Origin of the sequence: Roseateles sp. So40a (genome assembly GCF_048081605.1) — a bacterium.
GTDB lineage: Bacteria > Pseudomonadota > Gammaproteobacteria > Burkholderiales > Burkholderiaceae_C > Roseateles.
On the sequence record NZ_CP182288.1, the window covers coordinates 1,175,023 to 1,192,722 of the forward strand.

The window sequence follows — 17,700 nt, forward strand, 5'->3', positions numbered from 1 at the left end:
TTTCGCGCCGCAGCATGGCCCCCTTGCAGTAGCAGTACCTCGTTCCACTCGCGTTGCTGACAACAGATTCCAAGGAGACGACATGAAACGCATCGAGAAGACCCTGCTGGCCGTGGCCGGCGCCGCGTTGATGGTGATGGGCGGCAGCGCCCGGGCCGACATCAACGTCGGCGTGACCGTGTCGGCGACGGGGCCGGCCGCGTCGCTGGGCATTCCGGAGAAGAACACCTTCGCGCTGATGCCCAAGACGATCGCCGGGCAGAAGGTCAACTACATCATCCTGGACGACGCCTCGGACACGACGACGGCGGTGGCCAACACCCGCAAGCTGATCACCGAGCACAAGGTCGACGTGGTGGTGGGATCGACGGTGACGCCGAACTCGCTGGCGATGATCGACGCGGTGTCGGAGGCGCAGGTGCCGATGATCTCGATGGCGGCGTCGGCGCGGATCGTCGAGCCGATGGACGCCAAGAAGAAGTGGGTGTTCAAGACGCCGCAGAACGACATCATGATGGCGCTGGCCATCGCCGGCCACATGCAGTCGCAGGGCGTGAAGACGGTGGCCTACATCGGCTTCGCCGACGCGTACGGCGAGGGCTGGTACGGCGAGTTCAACAAGGTCGCCGCGAGCAAGGGCCTGAGCATCGTCGCCAATGAGCGCTACAACCGCACGGACACCTCGGTGACGGGGCAGGTGCTCAAGATCATGGCGGCCAAGCCCGATGCGGTGCTGGTGGGCGGCAGCGGCACGCCGGCGGCGCTGCCGCAGAAGACGCTCAAGGAGCGCGGCTACCAGGGCAAGTACTACCAGACGCATGGCGTGGCCAACAACGACTTCCTGCGCGTCGGCGGCAAGGACGTCGAGGGCACCTTCCTGCCGGCCGGTCCGGTGCTGGTGGTGGATCAGCTGCCGGCGGACCATCCGGCCAAGAAGAGCGCCAAGGCCTATGTGACGACCTATGAGGGCGCCTATGGCAAGGGCAGCGTCTCGACCTTCGGCGGTCACGCCTGGGACGCGGGCCTGCTGCTGGCCGCGGCGATCCCCGAGGCCATCAAGAAGGCGCAGCCCGGCACGCCGCAGTTCCGCGCCGCGCTGCGCGACGCGCTCGAGGGCGTGAAGGAAATGCCCGGCGCGCACGGCGTGTTCACGATGTCCCCGAATGACCACCTGGGTCTGGACCAGCGCGCCCGCGTGATGGTCAAGATCGACAACGGAACCTGGAAATACCAACCATGAGCGTCAGCGCCACCCCCGTCCTCCAAAGCCTGATCGCCGGTCGCTGGATCGGCTCCACCGCCGCGCGCGGCCTGCACAGTGCCGTCAACGGACGGTTGGTGGCGCAGACCCATGCCGATGAGATCGACTTCGGCGAGAGCCTGGATTTCGCGCGCAGGCAGGCGATGCCCGCGCTGCTCGCGCTCGATTTCCAGCAACGCGCCGCGATCCTGAAAGCGCTCGCGACCTATCTGCAGGAACACAAGGAATCGCTCTACGCGATCTCCGCCCACACAGGTGCGACCCGCCCGGACTCCTGGATCGACATCGAAGGAGGCTTCGGCACGCTCTTCGCCTACGCGTCGATGGGGCGGCGCGAGCTGCCCTCCAGCAACATCGTCCATGAAGGCCCGGCTCAAGCGCTGGGCAAGGTCGGCCAGTTCATGGGCACGCACGTGCTGGTGCCCAAGCGCGGCGTGGCCGTGCACATCAACGCGTTCAACTTCCCGATGTGGGGGATGCTCGAGAAGTTCGCACCGAGCTTCCTCGCCGGCATGCCCTGCATCGTCAAGCCGGCCACCGCGACCAGCTACGTCGCCGAGGCCTGCGTGCGGCTCATCGAGCAGTCCGGCCTGCTGCCGGCCGGCGCGCTGCAGCTGATCATCGGCGGCTCCGGCGATCTGCTCGATCGCCTGGAGGAGACCGATGTCGTCACCTTCACCGGCTCGGCGGACACCGCCGCGCAGCTGCGCGTGAACGCGAACCTGATCCGCCGCTCGGTCCCGTTCAACGCCGAGGCCGACAGCCTGAACTGCGCGATCCTGGCGCCGGACGTCCAACCCGGCGATCCCGAATTCGATCTCTTCGTCAAGGAAGTGATGCGGGAGATGAGCGCCAAGGCCGGCCAGAAGTGCACGGCGATCCGCCGCGCGATCGTGCCGGCCGCGCAGATCGACGCCGTGGCCGCCGCGCTGCGCGAGCGTCTGGCGAAGATCAAGATCGGCGACCCCGCGCTGGAAGGCGTGCGCATGGGCGCGCTCGCATCCAAGGCGCAGCAGGCCGACGTGGCCGAGCGCCTGGCGCTGCTCGCGCAGGGCAACGAGATCGTCTACGGCGAGCGCGACGGCTTCGCGCCGGTGGGCGAGGGCGTGGGCGACGGCGCGTTCTTCGCGCCCACGCTGCTGCTGTGCCGCGATGCGATGCGCAACGAAGCCGTCCACAACATCGAGGCCTTCGGGCCGGTGTCGACGCTGATGAGCTATGGCGACTTCGACGAGGCGCTGGCGCTCGCGGCCAAGGGCCGCGGCAGCCTGGTGGGATCGGTGGTCACGAAGACGCCGGCCCTCGCGGCGCAGGCGGTGTATCACGCGGCGGCCTTCCACGGCCGGCTGCTGGTGCTGGACCGTGACGCGGCGCCGGAGTCCACCGGCCACGGCTCCCCGCTGCCGATGCTCAAGCACGGCGGACCGGGACGCGCGGGCGGCGGCGAGGAGCTCGGCGGCATCCGCGCGGTCAAGCACTACCTGCAGCGCTGCGCGGTGCAGGCCTCGCCGACGATGCTCACCGCGATCACCGGCGAGTACGTGCGCGGCGGCAAGGTGACCGAGGACGCGATCCATCCGTTCCGCAAGCACTTCGAGGAGATCCAGGTCGGTGACTCGCTGCTGACGCATCGGCGCACGGTGTCGGAGGCGGACATCGTCAACTTCGGCGGGATCAGCGGCGACTACTTCTACATGCACTTCGACGAGGTCGCGGCCAAGGACACGCAATTCGGCCAGCGCATCGCGCATGGTTACTTCGTGCTGTCGGCGGCGGCGGGGTTGTTCGTGTCGCCGGCGCCGGGACCGGTGCTGGCGAATTACGGCCTGGACACCCTGCGCTTCGTGAACCCGGTGGCGATCGGCGACACGATCCAGGCCCGGCTGACCTGCAAGCGCCGCATCGATCGCGGCAATCGCCCGGACCAGCCGCCGCAAGGCGTCGTGGCCTGGGATGTGCAGGTCACGAATCAGCGCGGTGAACTCGTCGCCAGCTACGACATCCTGACGCTCGTCGCGAAGAAGGGCTGACAGTCCTACCCCCTCTCCCGCTGGCGGGAGAGGGCAGGGGTGAGGGCCAGCGGACGTGGCAGTGCGCCGTCCTGAGCGGCCTGTCGATTGATCTCATGGATCAGATCGACCAAGGCCCTGAGCGCCACCGGAATGTGGCGATGGCCCGCGTAGTACAGGCATAACGCCGGCAAGGGCGCGGACCACCCGTCGAGCACGCGCCTGAGCCGCCCCGCGGCCAGATCCTCGGCGACGTACCACTCGGCGATCTGCGCCAGCCCCAAGCCGGCTCGCGCCGCCTCCAGCATCAGCTGCGGCGCATCCAGCACCATCGGCCCCGGCACCTCCATCGCGGTGACCGGGGCCGACTTCCTTCTGGCGTTCGAGAACTCCCATGGCGACGGCAAGCCGCTCGGCAGCCGCGCCCGCAGGCAGGCATGCCGCGCGAGGTCCGCCGGCTTGAGCGGCTCGCCGTGCTGGTCGAGGTAGTCCGGCGATCCCACCACCACCATGCGCAACGGCGCGGCGATGGGCACGCGGATCATGTCGCGCGGCACCTGCGGCGCGAGCCGCAGCCCCGCATCGAAGCCCTCCGCGACGATGTCCACCATGCGGCCCTCGGTGACGATGTCCAGCGTGATCCCGGGATGTCGTCGCAGCAGCTCCGCCAGCACGGGGCGGAAGACCATCAGCGCCGCGCCCAGCGAGCTGTTCAGGCGCAGCGTGCCTGAGGGCGGTCCCGCGCGATCCCCGGCCGCATCGACCGCCTCGCGGATCAGCGTCACCGCCGGTCCGATGCGCTCGACGAAATGCCGGCCCGCCTCGGTCAGCGACACGCTGCGCGTGGTGCGATGGAACAGCCGCACGCCCATGCGCGCCTCCAGCCCCGCCACCGCGTTGCTCACCGCCGAGGTGGACATCTCCAGCTCCAGCGCCGCCGGCCGGAAGCCCTGACGACGCGCCACCGCCAGCACCACCTCGAACTCCGCCAGGCTGTCCTTCTGCATGCTTGTCCCCGAGATCGAAACAAGCTCGATCCTATCGTTTCGATTTCCGGGATGACGCATCTACCTTCGTATGGCTTATCAGATGGAGGCCCGCTGCCTACATTGACCTCATCGCGGCACCGATGCCGTGCCCCACCCAGCCACCAGGAGCCCTCCCATGATCCGTGTCGACCAGAACTACATCGACGGCCAGTTCGTCCCCGTCACCGGCGAGGAGATCGTCGACATCGTGAATCCCGCCGACGAGACGGTGATCGGCCAGGCGCAACTGGCCAGCCGCGAGGACGCGCGCCGCGCGATCGAGGCCGCGGCTCGCGCCCAGCCCCGCTTCGCCCGCAGCACCGTCGCCGAGCGCATCGCGCTGCTGGAACGGCTGCAGGCCGCGATGCTCGCCCATGCCGACGTGCTGCGCGAGTCCTCGATCCTCGAGTACGGCGGCCCGCTCGCGCGCTCGCAGTGGGTGGCCAACTACGCGTCGCAGTGCTTCGGCGACGTCGTGCGCACGCTCGCGAACTACGCGTTCGAGCGTCCCGCCGGACTGGACGGCGTGTCCACACGTCGCATGGTGCCGGTGGGCGTGTCGGGCCTGTTCGCGCCCTGGAACGCGGCCGCCGGCACGATCGCGAGCAAGCTCGCCGCGGCGATCGCCGCGGGCTGCGCCAGCGTGGTCAAGCCCAGCGAACTCAGCCCCTGGCAGGCGCATCTGATCACCCGCGCGATCCACGACGCGGACCTGCCGGCGGGCGTGGTCAACGTCGTCACCGGCCGCGGCGCCGACGTCGGCGCGGAGATCGGCACGCACCCGGCGGTGGCCAAGCTGTCGTTCACCGGCTCCACACCCACGGGCCGGCTGATCGCGCGCGGCGCCGCCGACACGATGAAGCGGGTGAGCCTGGCGCTGACCGGCAAGTCCGCGTCGGTGCTGCTGGACGACGCCGACCTGCGCGCCGCGATCCCGCTGGCGCTGGGCGCGGCCTTCATGAACAGTGGCCAGGCCTGCGTGGCCGGCACGCGCCTGCTGGTGCCGCGCTCGCGGATGGACGAGGTCGTCGCGCTGGTGGGCACGGCCGTGAACGCGATGCGGGTCGGTGATCCGCGCGATCCCGCGACGACGATCGGCCCGATGGTCAACCGCGCGCAGTTCGAGCGCATCCAGCACTTCATCCGCCGCGGCCTCGCGCAGGGCGCCACGCTGGTGGCCGGCGGCGAAGGCCGCCCCGAGGGGCTGACGCACGGCTGGTTCGTGCGTCCCACCGTCTTCGCCGACGTGCGCAACGACATGGACATCGCACGCGAGGAGATCTTCGGACCGGTGCTGTCCATCCTGCCGGTGGATTCCGACGAGGACGCGATCGCCATCGCCAACGACTCGATCTACGGCCTGCAGGGCTACGTGTTCTCGAGCGACGTGGCACGCGCGCGGCGCGTCGCCGAGCGCCTGGACACCGGCACCGTGCTGATCAACCGCGTCGCGCCCGACCTGCTCGCGCCGTTCGGCGGCGTGAAGCAATCGGGCCTGGGGCGCGAGTTCGGCGCGATGGGGCTGGAGGCGTTCCTCGAGCCGCGCACGATCACCGTGGCGTGACGTGGCGTGAGGGCGACATGAAGATCGCGTGTTGACGGCGTGTTGGCGGCGTGTTGGCGGCGTGTTGACGGGCACTTCGCTAAGGTGCCGCGCACAACGACAACTCGCTTCCCAGGGACCCCATGACCTTTGCCCGTCGCCGCCTGCTCGCGGCGTTCGCCGCCGCGTACGAGCGGCCCAAGTACGCCGTGGACACGTCCATGAGCAAGGTCGAGGGCGAGAAGGCCAAGGCCTACATGGACAAGCTGATGGCGCTGTATCGCGACAACACGGTGACGATGTCCACCGACCGCCTGCTCGGCGCAGGCGTGCGTTTCGGGCCCACGCACACGATCGCGCTGCTGCCGCTGCGCGGCCACTTCAACCACGCCGGCGGCACCTGCGGCATGACGATGCGCGCGTCCATCCTCGACGCCAATCGCCAGCTGCTCTACACGGTGGACATCGACAGCAACAGCGCCTGGCACTGGAAGGGCTTCGGCGTGCCCGATCCCGATGAGGGCTTCGTGCGCAACTTCGCCGAGGCGATGGTGGGCACCTTCAAGCAGGCGGGGCTGCTGGCATGAGCGCGCGCCCTTTGAGGTCCCCGCGGGTCGCGGGGGCGGTGGCGTTGGCGCTGGGCATGGTCGTCGGCGCGGCGCAGGCGCAGGAGATGGAACCGGCGTGGATCCCGCGGCCAGCCAGGGCTGGATGCGCAACCTGCTGGAACAGGTCGCGCGCAGCGGCCTGGCGCGCGGCCTCGTCGTCTACGCCAACGGCAATGCCGAGGTGTTCGAGCTCAAGGCCGAGCAGGGCTTCGTCGGCGCGATGTCCGTCAGCATGAAGACCGTGAAGGCCGGCAACTACGACGAGAGCGGCTTCCACGCGGTGATCAAGGATCCGGGGCTCAAGTCGATCACGATGAGCTCGCGCAGCGAGATCCAGCCCGCTGGCGCTGTCGCCGGCGTCGGCGCGACGGCGGCCGCCGGGCGGTGGAGCTTCATGATCCCGACGCAGCGCCTGCGCTGGCCGCAGGACGGCGAGTTCGTGCGCATGACCGGCTCGCCGCGCACGGCGTTCGCCGCCACCGAGGGCACGCGCTGGGCCACCGCCACGGGCACCCGGTTGTGGCTGCAACCCGGCGGACTGGTGGTCTACAGCACGACCACGAGCACCGACAGCGGGACCTGGACCGTCGACGGCGGCGTGCTGCATGTGGCGTTGGTCGGCGGCTCGCGCCTGGCGCTGAACGCCACGGCGGACGGCAAGTCCCTGGTGGGCCGCGCGCGGCGGCAGTCTCCGCCGAGCAGCCGGCCGCTGAGCGCGGCGCTCGAGGGGATCGACCTGGAGTCGCAGTGGACGCTGCGCCTGGACAAGCAGTGAGGCGCTGCACCCGCGCTCGGTAAAACCTGTGGATCTGAGGCGTTCACGTCGCTTCGACCGAATGCCGGGGATGAAATCTCGACCTTGAGCGACGCGCGGCGGCCGCCCACACTGCGGGCTTTCGCCAACCGCTCGGGAACGACCTTGGATCTGCTCACCACCCCCGTCATCGCCGGCCTGCTCTTCACGGGCACGCTGGCCATCGTCGCGCTGATGGCCTGGAAGGGCGGCAATGAGCGGCGCGACGTGACCTTCCTGGCCTCGGCGGCCGGGCTGGGCGGCGTCTGCACGGCGCTGGCGACCCTGGTCTGAGCGGGGATCGCACGGGCGAGGCCGCACCGGGGCGTCTGGATACGCCCGGTTGCGAAGTCGACGTCCCTGACGTCCTCGCGTGAATCGCCGTCGCGCCAGAATGCGGCGCAGGTGAATGCAAGAGGAAGGGTTGGAGGATGCGGGTTCTGCTCGTCGAGGATTCCGAGTTCGTGCGCACGCAGTTCCTGCGGCTGTTCGAGGGCCTGGATTTCGTGGAGGTCGTCGGCTACGCGGACAGCGAGGAGGACGCGGTGCAGGCCGTCGCGGTGCTCAAGCCCGACGTGGTGCTGCTCGATCTCAACCTGCAGGTCGGCTCCGGGATGCATGTGCTGAGCCGCGCCCGGGCCGGCGGCTACACCGGCAAGCTGTGGGTGCTCAGCAGCCGAGATCCCGACTTCTACCGCTCCTTGTGCGAGAAGCACGGCGCGGACGGGTTCTACGACAAGGCCAATGATCAGGACCAGCTGGTCGAGGATCTGCGCCGGTTGGCTCAATAGCTTCATCGCCTCTCCCGCTGCGCGGGCGAGGGGGTCATGCGACACCGCTCGTAGAATCGCCGACTCCCAAGCGATGACGCCCGTTTGACCGGGCGATGACGATGACAGCTGCTGTTCCGTCCGGTGCCGCGCAGGCGCCGGTGGTGATCGTGGGTGCCGGCCTGGCCGGATTGACCGTGGCGCTGCACCTGGCCGACCGGGTCCCGGTGATCGTGCTGGCCAAACGCGAGCTCGGCGAGGCCGCCACCGCCTGGGCGCAAGGCGGCATCGTCGGGGTGCTGGGCTCCGACGACAGCATCGAGAGCCACGTGCGCGACACGCAGGAGGCCGGCGCCGGTCTCGTCGACGAGGCCACCGCCCGCTACATCGCCGAGCGCAGCGCCGACGCCGTGGGCTGGCTGGTCGAGCAGGGCGTGCCGTTCACGCCCGACGAGCAGGGCCCCCTGGGCCTGCACCTGACGCGCGAGGGCGGCCATGCGGTGCGCCGCATCGCGCATGCGGCCGATGCCACCGGCAAGGCCATCCACGACGCGCTGCTGGCCAAGGCCCATGCGCATCCCAACATCGAGTTGCGCCAGCGCTGGATGGCGCTGGACCTGATCACCTCGCGCCATGTGCAGCGCGAGGAGCCCTCGCGGTGCTACGGCATCTACGCGCTGGACATGGACGCGCAGCGCGTCGACGCGATCGCCGCGCGCGCGGTGGTCATGGCCACCGGCGGCGCGGGCAAGGTCTACCGCTACACGACCAACCCGGACACCTCCACCGGTGACGGCATCGCGATGGCCTGGCGAGCGGGCTGCCGCATCGCCAACATGGAGTTCATCCAGTTTCATCCGACCTGCCTGTACCACCCGCAGGAACGCAGCTTCCTCATCACCGAGGCGCTGCGCGGGGAGGGCGGTCATCTCAAGCTGCCCGACGGCACGCGCTTCATGGCCGCGCACGACGAGCGGCTGGAGCTCGCGCCGCGCGACGTGGTCGCCCGCGCGATCGACTTCGAGATGAAGAAGCACGGTCTGGACCACGTGTGGCTGGACGCCACGCACCTGGGCGAGGCCTTCCTCAAGGAACACTTCCCGACGATCCACGCGCGCTGCCTGGCGCTGGGCATCGACATCGCGCGCCAGCCGATTCCGGTCGTGCCGGCGGTGCACTTCACCTGCGGCGGCGTGGTGTCCGACCTGCAGGGCCGCGCGGACCTGCCCGGCCTGTACGCGGTCGGCGAGACCGCGCACACGGGCCTGCATGGCGCCAACCGGCTGGCCAGCAACTCGCTGCTGGAGTGCGTGGTGCTGGGCCGGGGTTGCGCCGGGGACATCCTCGAGCAGCCTGAACCCGAGCCCGCGCCGCTGCCGGCCTGGGACGAGAGCCAGGTCGAGGATGCCGACGAGCAGGTCGTGATCGCCCACAACTGGGACGAGCTGCGGCTGCTGATGTGGAACTACGTGGGCATCGTGCGCACGACCAAGCGGCTGGAGCGGGCCTTGCACCGCATCGACCTGCTGCGCGCGGAGATCGACGACTACTACGCCAACTTCCGCGTGAGCCGCGACCTGCTGGAGCTGCGCAACCTGGTGGACTGCGCGGAGCTGATCGTGCGCTCGGCGCTGCTGCGCCACGAAAGCCGCGGCCTGCATTACAGCCGGGACTATCCGCGCACGCTGCCGGCGAGCCTGCCGACGGTGCTGGTGCGCAATGGCCACACGCGCGGCGGAGGCCGCTGAGGTCGCGGTCGCCGAGGAGGTCTCAGGCGCTCAGCGCTGCTTGGTCCTCAGCACGCTGCGCGCCTGGACGAAGCTGAAGGCGTAGCTGACGGCTTCCTTGATCGCGGCGTCGACGTCGTGGCGTTCCTGCTCGGTCAGGTAGAACGAGTAGTCGACCGCGTGGCGGATGTAGCGCGGCGGCAGGCGGTTGAGCGCCACGCAGGCGACGTCGGCGAGCAGCTCGGGCTGGCGTTCGATGTCGGGGAATTGCGGCGCGTTGTCCATCACCGCGGCAAACACTTCGCGTTCGTGATGGTTGTAGAGCGAGGTGAAGTCCATGCGCGTGTCCTGCCTCGGGCAGTCGGAATGGGCACAGCATAGGCCTGTCGCCCCGCGGATGGAAACCCTCGTTCACGCGGGGCGCCGCAGCGTGACTCCCTCTCCCGCTTGCGGGAGAGGGCAGGGGTGAGGGCCAAGGGAGGTGGCAGTACGGTCAGGCTGCCCCGATCCCGGGCACCAGGCCGCCTGCGGCCTGCGCCGCCTTTTTCGCCTTGAGCTGCGCCGTGAAGTCCAGCATCCGGTCGATGCAGCCCAGCGCCTGCTTGCGGATGGGCTCCTCGACGAAGATCTCGCCGGTGCCGCGCTCCAGGCAATCCACGATGCCCTGCAGCCCGTTCATCGCCATCCACGGGCAATGCGCGCAGCTCTTGCAGGTGGCGCTGTTGCCGGCGGTCGGCGCCTCGATCAGCACCTTGCCCGGCGCGAGCTGACGCATCGCGTGCAGGATGCCCTTGTCGGTGGCGACGACGTATTCGCGGGCCTTGCCCTCGACCACCGCCTTGATCAGCGCCGAGGTCGATCCCACCACGTCCGCCTGCGCCACGACCGCGGCCGGCGACTCGGGGTGCACGAGGATCATCGCGTCGGGATGCTGCTCGCGCAGCAGCTCGAGCTCCAGGCCCTTGAACTCGTCGTGCACGATGCACGCGCCGTTCCACATCAGCATGTCGGCGCCGGTCTGGTCCTGGATGTAGCGGCCCAGATGGCGGTCGGGTGCCCACAGGATCTTCTCGCCGCGCGCCTTGAGCTCGCTGACGATCTCCAGCGCGCACGAGCTCGTGACCATCCAGTCCGCGCGGGCCTTCACCGCGGCGCTGGTGTTGGCGTACACGACGACCGTGCGGTCGGGATGGGCATCGCAGAACGCGGCGAACTCATCGGCCGGGCAGCCCAGGTCCAGCGAGCAGGTCGCGTCCAGGTCGGGCATCAGCACGCGTTTCTCGGGGCTGAGGATCTTGGCGCTCTCGCCCATGAAGCGCACGCCGGCGACGACGAGCGTCTGCGCCGCGTGATCGCGGCCGAAGCGCGCCATTTCCAGCGAGTCGGAGACGATGCCGCCGGTTTCCTGCGCGAGGTCCTGCAGGTCGCCGTCGACGTAGTAATGCGCGACGAGCACGGCCCCCTTGGCCTTGAGCAGCTCGGCAGCGCGGGTCTTGAGTTGCTGGCGCTGGGTGGGCGTCAGCGGTGCCGGCACCTTGGCCCACGCATGGGCGGTGCAGGTGGCGCCTTCCGCGTCCTGGCGGTCGAAGTCGTACAGAACCTGATCCATGGGGCGCGATTCTAGGTCTGACCGAAAAACCGGCTCGGCGGCATGCCGACCGTCCGCGTGACCATCGCGGTGAAGGCGCTGGCGCTGGCGTAGCCCAGCTCGGCGGCGATGACCTGCATCGGCTTGCGATGCGCGGCAAGCCGCAGCGCCTCGGCCAGCAGGGCCTGCTGGCGCCACTGCGCGTAACTGCTGCCGAGCTCCAGCCGGAACAGCCGCGACACGGTGCGCGCGCTGGCGCCGACCTCCGCCGCCCAGCCTTCCAGGCTGGCATGGCGCATCGGCTCGGCCAGCACCGCCTCGCACAGCCGGCGCAGCCGCTTGTCGGTGGGCAGCGCCACGCCCAGCTGCAGCGTCGGCGCGCGGCGGAGTTCATCCAGGATCAGCTGGCCGAGCCAGGTCTCCCGGTCGTCGACGCGGTCGCCCGGCTCGACCTCCTCGCGCGCGAGCTGCACCGCCAGCTCGCGCAGCAGCGGCGAGACCTCGATCACGCGGTTCTCGTCCCAGACCGCCTCAGCCGCGGGCGGCGTCAGCAGGTACAGCGTGCGGAGCTCGCAGCGCTCCACGGCGGTGACCGCGTGGACGATGCCCGCCGGGATCCACACGCCGCGCGACGGCGGCACGAGGAAGGTGGCGCGGTCGGTGCTCACGCGCACCACGCCGGTCACCGAGAAGACGAACTGGCCCCACGCATGGAAGTGGGCCTGGATGTCCATGTGGCCGTCCAGGCTGCGCGACTTCGCCCGCACGGGGCGGTCGGCGCTTGGCGCGTAGCGGCGGGGGTCCAGGGGCGGCAGGCTGGTGCGGGGAGCGCTCATGGCGGAAACTCGACAGAACTTGTCCGGCTATCGTAATTGCGACGTGAAGGCCCTGTCACCATTTCGCCCATGAACACCGCCACCACCACCGCCGACGCGCACGGCCTCGGGCTGAGCCCGGAACAGAGCGCTGCCCAGAGCAGGCAACGAGACATCCAGACGATCAGCCTGATCGGGCTGGCGCACGGCACCTCGCATTTCTTCCACATGCTGCTGCCGCCGCTGTTCCCGGTGTTCATGCGGGAATTCGGGCTGAGCTACTCGGAGCTGGGCCTGCTGGTGACGATCTTCTTCGTGATCTCGGGGGTGGGGCAGGCGCTGTCGGGCTTCCTGGTGGACAAGACCGGCGCGCGTCCGGTGCTGTTCGTGGCGTTGAGCTGCTTCGTGCTGGCGTCGCTGGCGGCGGGCACCGCGCAGGGCTTCACCGGACTGGCGCTGGCCGCGGCGCTGGCGGGGCTGGGCAATTCGCCCTTCCACCCGGTGGACTTCACGATCCTGAACAAGCGGGTGTCGCAGCAGCGGCTGGGGCATGCGTTCTCGGTGCATGGCATCACGGGCAACCTGGGCTGGGCGCTGGCGCCGGTGCTGCTGATCTCGGTGCATGAGGCCACGGGCCAATGGCGTCTGGGTTACGCCGCGACGGCGGCCTGGGCGCTGCTCGTGATCGCGCTGCTGGCGTTCAAGCGCGACGCGATCGACGACAGCCAGGGCTCGTGGGGCCATGAGAAGGCCGGGGCGGCGAAGGCGCCGGTGGACGAGCATCCGATGGCGTTCCTGAAGCTGCCGTCGGTGTGGCTGTGCTTCTCGTTCTTCTTCTTCACGACCTCGGCGCTGAGCGCGATCCAGAGCTTCGCCTCGCCGGCGCTGTCGGCGATGTACGGCGTGGGCCTGGCGAGCACGGCGTTCGTGGTGACGGGCTACATGCTGGCGGGCGCGGCGGGGATGATCGTCGGCGGGTTCCTGGTGGCGCGGTCGCAGAACTTGGAGCGCAACATCGCCGGCGCGATGTTCGTGGCCGCGGCGCTGCTGGCGCTGACGGCCACGGGCTGGCTGCCGGCGACGGCGGCGCTGATCGCCGCGGCGACGGCGGGTTTCGGCACGGGCCTGGCGGGGCCGTCGCGCGACATGCTGATCAAGCGCGCGGCGCCTCCGGGGGCGACGGGGCGCGTGTACGGCACGGTGTACTCGGGGCTGGACACCGGCTTCGCGGTGGCCGCGCCGGTCTTCGGCGCGCTGATGGATCGCGGCTGGAACAACGCGGTGTTCTTCGGTGCGTCGCTCGCGCTGCTGATGGGCATCGGGGCGGCGAGCCTGGTTCGGAAGAAGCGCTGACCCCCTTCAGCGGGATGCTTCTTCGAGGCATCCGATGACCGGGACGGGTGGAGGATCGACGCGCTCCTACCGATCGAGGCGGGGCGCTTCGCTTGCATAGCATCCTCGAAGCAACAGCGCGCTGACCTTCGCAGGCGAGTGGTCCGGGCGGTTCTAGAGTCGATGGCTCTGGAGGTCGCCACCATGTCGTACTCGCCTGCCATCGTTGCCAATGCCGTGCTCACCCGCGCGAATCAGCGCGGCATCTTCATCAGCCATCTGAAGCTGCAGAAGCTGGTCTTCTTCACACATGCCTGGTGCTTGGCCATCCTGGGGGAGCCAGCGGTCAATGAGCGCCCTGAGGCCTGGGAGTTCGGCCCGGTCTTCAACACGCTCTACTACCGGTTGAAGGAGCGAGGGCACGAGCGCATCCGGGAGTACATCGAATCGGTGGATGCGACGACCAACGCGTTCGCCACGCTCGTCCCGTCTCCTGCGGATGACCGATTCTGGCGAATCCTGGATCAGGTGATGGATCGCTATGGCACGTTCACGGCTGCCCAGTTGTCCACGCTCAGTCACGAGCCTGGCGGCCCATGGGAGCAGGCTCGCCTCGCCGGTCAGGCCGTCATTCCGGACGAAACTGTGCGCTTGTTCTATGAGGGGAAGCTGCAATGAGCGACTCGAAGCGCCAGGACACGCAAGGCCTGACCCTCGTTCGATCGGAGGGCCTTCTCGCAACAGGGGACATCGCCCCGGCTTGCATTGAGCCGGGCGCTCGCTACAGTCAGCCGCCATGGACCAGCAACGCACTGCTTCCCGCCCCGCGGGTCACGTCCTCGTCGAGGCCCTGATCGAACAAGGCGTCACCGACGTCTTCGGCGTGCCCGGCGAATCCTACCTCGCGGTGCTCGACGGCTTCCATGAACACCGCGATCGCATCCGCTTCATCGGTTGCCGGCAGGAGGGCGGCGCCGCCTTCATGGCCGAGGCCCAGGGCAAGCTCACCGGCCGCCCCGGCATCTGCTTCGTCACCCGCGGCCCCGGCGCCACCAACGCCAGCATCGGCCTGCACACCGCCTTCCAGGACTCCACGCCGATGATCCTGTTCATCGGACAGGTCGCGTCCGACCAGCGCGATCGCGAGGCCTTCCAGGAAGTCGACTACCGCCAGATGTTCGGTCCGGGCACCCTCGGCATGGCCAAGTGGGTCGGCGAGGTCCAGGACCCGCACCGGCTGCCCGAGTACATCAACCGCGCCTTCCACACCGCCTTGCAGGGCCGGCCCGGCCCCGTCGTGCTGGTCCTGCCCGAGGACATGCTGACCCAGCTCACCGACGCGCCCGTGCTGCCACGCGCCAAGCCCGCCGTCGCCTGGCCCGCTCCTGCCGACCTGCTCGAACTGCAGGCCCGGCTCGAAGCCGCGCAGCGCCCCTTCGTCATCGTCGGCGGCGGCGGCTGGACCGCCGAGGCCTGCGCCGCGCTGCAGGACTTCGCCCATGCCTGGCGCCTGCCCGTGGGCTGCGCCTTCCGCTTCCAGGACCTCTACGACAACCGCGATCCGATGTACGCCGGCGACGTCGGCATCGGCATCAATCCCGCGCTGGCCCAGCGCATCGCCGACGCCGACCTGATCCTGGCGATCGGACCGCGCCTGGGCGAGATGACCACCGGCGGCTACACCTTGCTCCAGGCGCCGCGGCCCGCGCAGCAGCTCGTGCACATCCACGCCGGGCCGGAGGAGCTCGGCCGGGTCTACGCCGCCGATCTGATGATCCAGTCCAGCATGAGCGCCGCGGCCCTCGCGCTGCAGCAGATGCATCCGACGGGCGGTGTCCAGGAGCTGCCCTGGCTGGACTGGACGCGCGACGCGCATGCCGACTACCAGCGCAACCAGCAGGCCACGCCGGTCGCGCCGATGGACCTCGCGGCGGTGATGCAGCAGCTCGACCGCCTGCTGCCCGCCGAGTCCATCTTCACCAACGGCGCCGGCAACTACAGCGGCTGGCTGCATCGATTCCATCGCTACACCGCGCTGCACCAGGGCGGGCGGACCCAGCTCGCGCCCACCAGCGGCGCGATGGGCTACGGGTTCCCGGCCGCCGTCGCCGCGTCGCTGCTGCAATCGCAGCGCTGGGTCGTGAACATCGCCGGCGACGGCGACTTCCTGATGACCGGCCAGGAGATGGCCACCGCGATGGCCCATGGCGCGCGCCGCCTGCTGTGCCTGGTCGTGGACAACGGCAGCTACGGCACCATCCGCATGCATCAGGAACGCGAGTACCCTGGCCGTGTCAGCGGCAGCGACCTGCACAACCCGGATTTCGCCGCGCTCGCCCGCGCCTACGGCTGGCTGGCTTTCAGCGCCGCGCGCACCGAGGAGGTCGAGCCCGCGTTGCGCGAGGCCATCGCCGCGCAGCGTCCCACGCTGATCCACCTGAAGCTGCCGGTGGATGTCTCCACGAGCCGCACCACGCTCGCCAGCATCCGCGACGCGGCGCTCAGGCGACAAGCCACGTGACTGACCTCGTGACGGACAATCCGCCCATGTCCGCATCTCCCATTCCCTTCGCCCTGCGCGGCGACTTCATCGAACTCGACAAGCTCCTCAAGGCCACCGCGCTGGTGGGCAGCGGCGGCGAGGCCAGGCACTTCATCTCCGAGGGCCAGGTGCGCGTGGACGGTCAGGTCGACCTGCGCAAGACCGCCAAGATCCGCGCCGGCCAGGTGGTGGAGTTCAACGGCGAGCGCATCGAGGTGCATCCCCCCGTCCAGGAGTGACCCCATGACCAGTCCCAGCGCTTCGACCCGCGCCGCGATCCGCTTCTCGACCTGCGACCTGTGCGACTCGCTCAAGGCCGACAGCAGCGGCACCACCCGCTGGTTGCCGGGCAGCCTGTACCGCGCCTACGGCGCGCATGCGCGATTCGCCGGACCGGTGGCCACGGTGCGATGCCTGGAGGACAACACCCAGGTGAAGGCCGCGGTGGAGAGCTTCGGCGGCGGACGCGTGCTGGTCGTCGATGGCGGCGGCTCACTGCGGCGATCGCTGCTGGGCGGCAACCTCGCGGCGAGCGCCGCCAAGAACGGCTGGGCCGGCGTGCTGATCCACGGCGCGGTGCGGGACCTGGCCGAACTGCGCGCCAGCGAGCTCGGCATCCTGGCGCTGGGGCACGTTCCCATGCCCACCGAGCGCCGCGAGCAGGGCCTGGCCGACGTGCCGGTGCAGCTCGACGGCGTCTGGATCCGGCCCGGCGATTGGCTCTACGCCGACGAGGACGGCGTGGTGATCACGCCGCAGCCGGTGCACGCGGCGGGCTGACCCCCGCGACGGCCCTCAAGTCCGGCTGCCGCCCAGCCATCGAGCCAGCCGCGACAGCGGATTGGGCCGGGTCTTGCCGACGACGAGGTTGTCGGAGGAGACCCAGTCGATGTCGGCCTGGGCCCGCTGGCAGGCCGCGCGGAACTCCTTGTCGCCGCTCCAGCCCTCCGGCGCGCGCACCCGGCGCAGATGCGGCATCTGGCGCAGGTCCTGACCGAAGGCCGCGATGTCGCGCCGCAGGTCGATGCCGCCATCCGTCAGACGGGTCAGATCAAGCCGATGCACATGGGCCGTGGCGCAGCCGTGCGGCAGCCTGCCCTGAACCGTGCCGTCCACGGCGATCGTCGTGTGGGCGAAAGCCTTGAGGCTGTCGGCGAACGACTCGGCGTTGTGCACGCGATCCTGGTGGATGTGGATCACCATCGACAGCCGGTCCCTGGCGACACGGCTGCGCTCGAGCAGCTCGCGCGGTGGCAGCTCCAGAGGCAGGGCGCGCGAGCTGGCGTCGCCATCCTGCAATCGCACGCTTCGGGCCGGGTGACGCCCCTCCGCCGTCAGCAAGGCCAGCGACACCTGGAGACGGTGACTGCAGCGCTCCATCGGCAGCCATCCGGACGGGTCGTCGAACGACCAATTGTGGAGTTCGACGATGACCGGCGCGGCGCTCCCGCCCGGGGCGCACAAGGACTCCGGTCGAGCATCGACGTGCTGTTGCAAGGCGGTCATGGAACGGTCGAAGGTCTGTGCCAGCAAGGCCCGGCGGGAGGGGGGCGGGGGGACGACGCTGGCCGCGGGTGGGGACACAAGAGGCCGGTACCTGGGATTCGTCCGGATCCGGCAAGGTCCCGATCGCGTGGGCTCCGGACGCTCGTCGCGCCGAGGCTGCGATGGCGAATCAGGGTCC

At 69.9% G+C, this 17,700-nt stretch carries 18 protein-coding genes; 13 read left to right on the forward strand and 5 right to left on the reverse strand.

What is annotated here, in order from left to right; genetic code table 11:
* Positions 1-82: 82 nt before the first annotated feature.
* Together ACNI65_RS05430 and paaZ are read left to right on the forward strand one after the other, a co-directional pair.
* Complete coding sequence (locus ACNI65_RS05430; RefSeq protein ID WP_416761642.1) at positions 83-1,240, forward strand: ABC transporter substrate-binding protein; 1,158 nt, start codon at positions 83-85, stop codon at positions 1,238-1,240.
* A complete protein-coding gene (gene paaZ, locus ACNI65_RS05435; RefSeq protein WP_416761643.1) occupies positions 1,237-3,291 on the forward strand; it encodes a phenylacetic acid degradation bifunctional protein PaaZ in 2,055 nt (684 codons plus the stop codon). The genes ACNI65_RS05430 and paaZ overlap by 4 nt, the downstream gene beginning before the upstream one ends.
* 5 nt (positions 3,292-3,296) lie before the next feature.
* On the opposite strand, the gene ACNI65_RS05440 is transcribed toward paaZ, so the two are convergent.
* Positions 3,297-4,277, reverse strand: a complete 981-nt coding sequence (locus ACNI65_RS05440; RefSeq protein ID WP_416761644.1) for a LysR family transcriptional regulator — start codon at positions 4,275-4,277, stop codon at positions 3,297-3,299.
* Between the two features lie 157 nt (positions 4,278-4,434).
* On the opposite strand from ACNI65_RS05440, the gene ACNI65_RS05445 reads away from it, so the two are divergent.
* The 6 genes from ACNI65_RS05445 to nadB all read left to right on the forward strand — a co-directional run bounded on the left by ACNI65_RS05445 (position 4,435) and on the right by nadB (position 9,760).
* Positions 4,435-5,862, forward strand: coding sequence for an aldehyde dehydrogenase family protein (locus ACNI65_RS05445; RefSeq protein ID WP_416761645.1), 1,428 nt, complete (start codon positions 4,435-4,437; stop codon positions 5,860-5,862).
* A gap of 122 nt (positions 5,863-5,984) precedes the next feature.
* The gene (locus ACNI65_RS05450) at positions 5,985-6,428 is read left to right on the forward strand and encodes a hypothetical protein (protein ID WP_416761647.1); all 444 of its coding nucleotides are present in this window, start codon (positions 5,985-5,987) and stop codon (positions 6,426-6,428) included.
* 97 nt (positions 6,429-6,525) lie between these two features.
* Positions 6,526-7,224, forward strand: a complete 699-nt coding sequence (locus tag ACNI65_RS05455) for a hypothetical protein (protein ID WP_416761648.1) — start codon at positions 6,526-6,528, stop codon at positions 7,222-7,224.
* A 144-nt stretch (positions 7,225-7,368) separates the two neighbouring features.
* Positions 7,369-7,536: a hypothetical protein gene (locus tag ACNI65_RS05460; RefSeq protein WP_416761649.1), complete on the forward strand. Its 168-nt coding sequence runs from the start codon at positions 7,369-7,371 to the stop codon at positions 7,534-7,536.
* A gap of 137 nt (positions 7,537-7,673) precedes the next feature.
* Positions 7,674-8,033: a response regulator gene (locus ACNI65_RS05465; protein ID WP_416761650.1), complete on the forward strand. Its 360-nt coding sequence runs from the start codon at positions 7,674-7,676 to the stop codon at positions 8,031-8,033.
* 95 nt (positions 8,034-8,128) lie between these two features.
* Positions 8,129-9,760: an L-aspartate oxidase gene (gene nadB, locus ACNI65_RS05470; RefSeq protein WP_416761651.1), complete on the forward strand. Its 1,632-nt coding sequence runs from the start codon at positions 8,129-8,131 to the stop codon at positions 9,758-9,760.
* 30 nt (positions 9,761-9,790) lie between these two features.
* On the opposite strand, the gene ACNI65_RS05475 is transcribed toward nadB, so the two are convergent.
* The 3 genes from ACNI65_RS05475 to ACNI65_RS05485 all read right to left on the reverse strand — a co-directional run bounded on the left by ACNI65_RS05475 (position 9,791) and on the right by ACNI65_RS05485 (position 12,163).
* On the reverse strand, positions 9,791-10,078 hold the full coding sequence (locus tag ACNI65_RS05475; RefSeq protein ID WP_416761652.1) for a late competence development ComFB family protein: 288 nt from the start codon (positions 10,076-10,078) through the stop codon (positions 9,791-9,793).
* Between the two features lie 154 nt (positions 10,079-10,232).
* Positions 10,233-11,348, reverse strand: coding sequence for a quinolinate synthase NadA (nadA, locus tag ACNI65_RS05480; RefSeq protein WP_416761653.1), 1,116 nt, complete (start codon positions 11,346-11,348; stop codon positions 10,233-10,235).
* A gap of 11 nt (positions 11,349-11,359) precedes the next feature.
* Positions 11,360-12,163 carry an AraC family transcriptional regulator gene (locus tag ACNI65_RS05485; protein WP_416761654.1) on the reverse strand — a complete coding sequence of 268 codons (804 nt, stop codon included), beginning with the start codon at positions 12,161-12,163 and terminating at the stop codon, positions 11,360-11,362.
* Between the two features lie 69 nt (positions 12,164-12,232).
* On the opposite strand from ACNI65_RS05485, the gene ACNI65_RS05490 reads away from it, so the two are divergent.
* From ACNI65_RS05490 to rraA, 5 genes are all read left to right on the forward strand, one after another.
* Entirely contained in the window at positions 12,233-13,495 is a 1,263-nt protein-coding gene (locus ACNI65_RS05490) for an MFS transporter (protein WP_416761655.1), read from the forward strand.
* A 183-nt stretch (positions 13,496-13,678) separates the two neighbouring features.
* Positions 13,679-14,152 carry a Panacea domain-containing protein gene (locus ACNI65_RS05495; RefSeq protein ID WP_416761657.1) on the forward strand — a complete coding sequence of 158 codons (474 nt, stop codon included), beginning with the start codon at positions 13,679-13,681 and terminating at the stop codon, positions 14,150-14,152.
* 118 nt (positions 14,153-14,270) lie between these two features.
* Positions 14,271-15,995, forward strand: a complete 1,725-nt coding sequence (locus ACNI65_RS05500) for a thiamine pyrophosphate-binding protein (protein ID WP_416761659.1) — start codon at positions 14,271-14,273, stop codon at positions 15,993-15,995.
* 26 nt (positions 15,996-16,021) lie between these two features.
* Positions 16,022-16,255, forward strand: a complete 234-nt coding sequence (locus tag ACNI65_RS05505) for an RNA-binding S4 domain-containing protein (RefSeq protein ID WP_416761661.1) — start codon at positions 16,022-16,024, stop codon at positions 16,253-16,255.
* Between the two features lie 4 nt (positions 16,256-16,259).
* On the forward strand, positions 16,260-16,796 hold the full coding sequence (gene rraA, locus ACNI65_RS05510; protein ID WP_416761662.1) for a ribonuclease E activity regulator RraA: 537 nt from the start codon (positions 16,260-16,262) through the stop codon (positions 16,794-16,796).
* A 15-nt stretch (positions 16,797-16,811) separates the two neighbouring features.
* On the opposite strand, the gene ACNI65_RS05515 is transcribed toward rraA, so the two are convergent.
* A complete protein-coding gene (locus tag ACNI65_RS05515; protein ID WP_416761664.1) occupies positions 16,812-17,549 on the reverse strand; it encodes a hypothetical protein in 738 nt (245 codons plus the stop codon).
* Positions 17,550-17,700 lie beyond the last annotated feature (151 nt).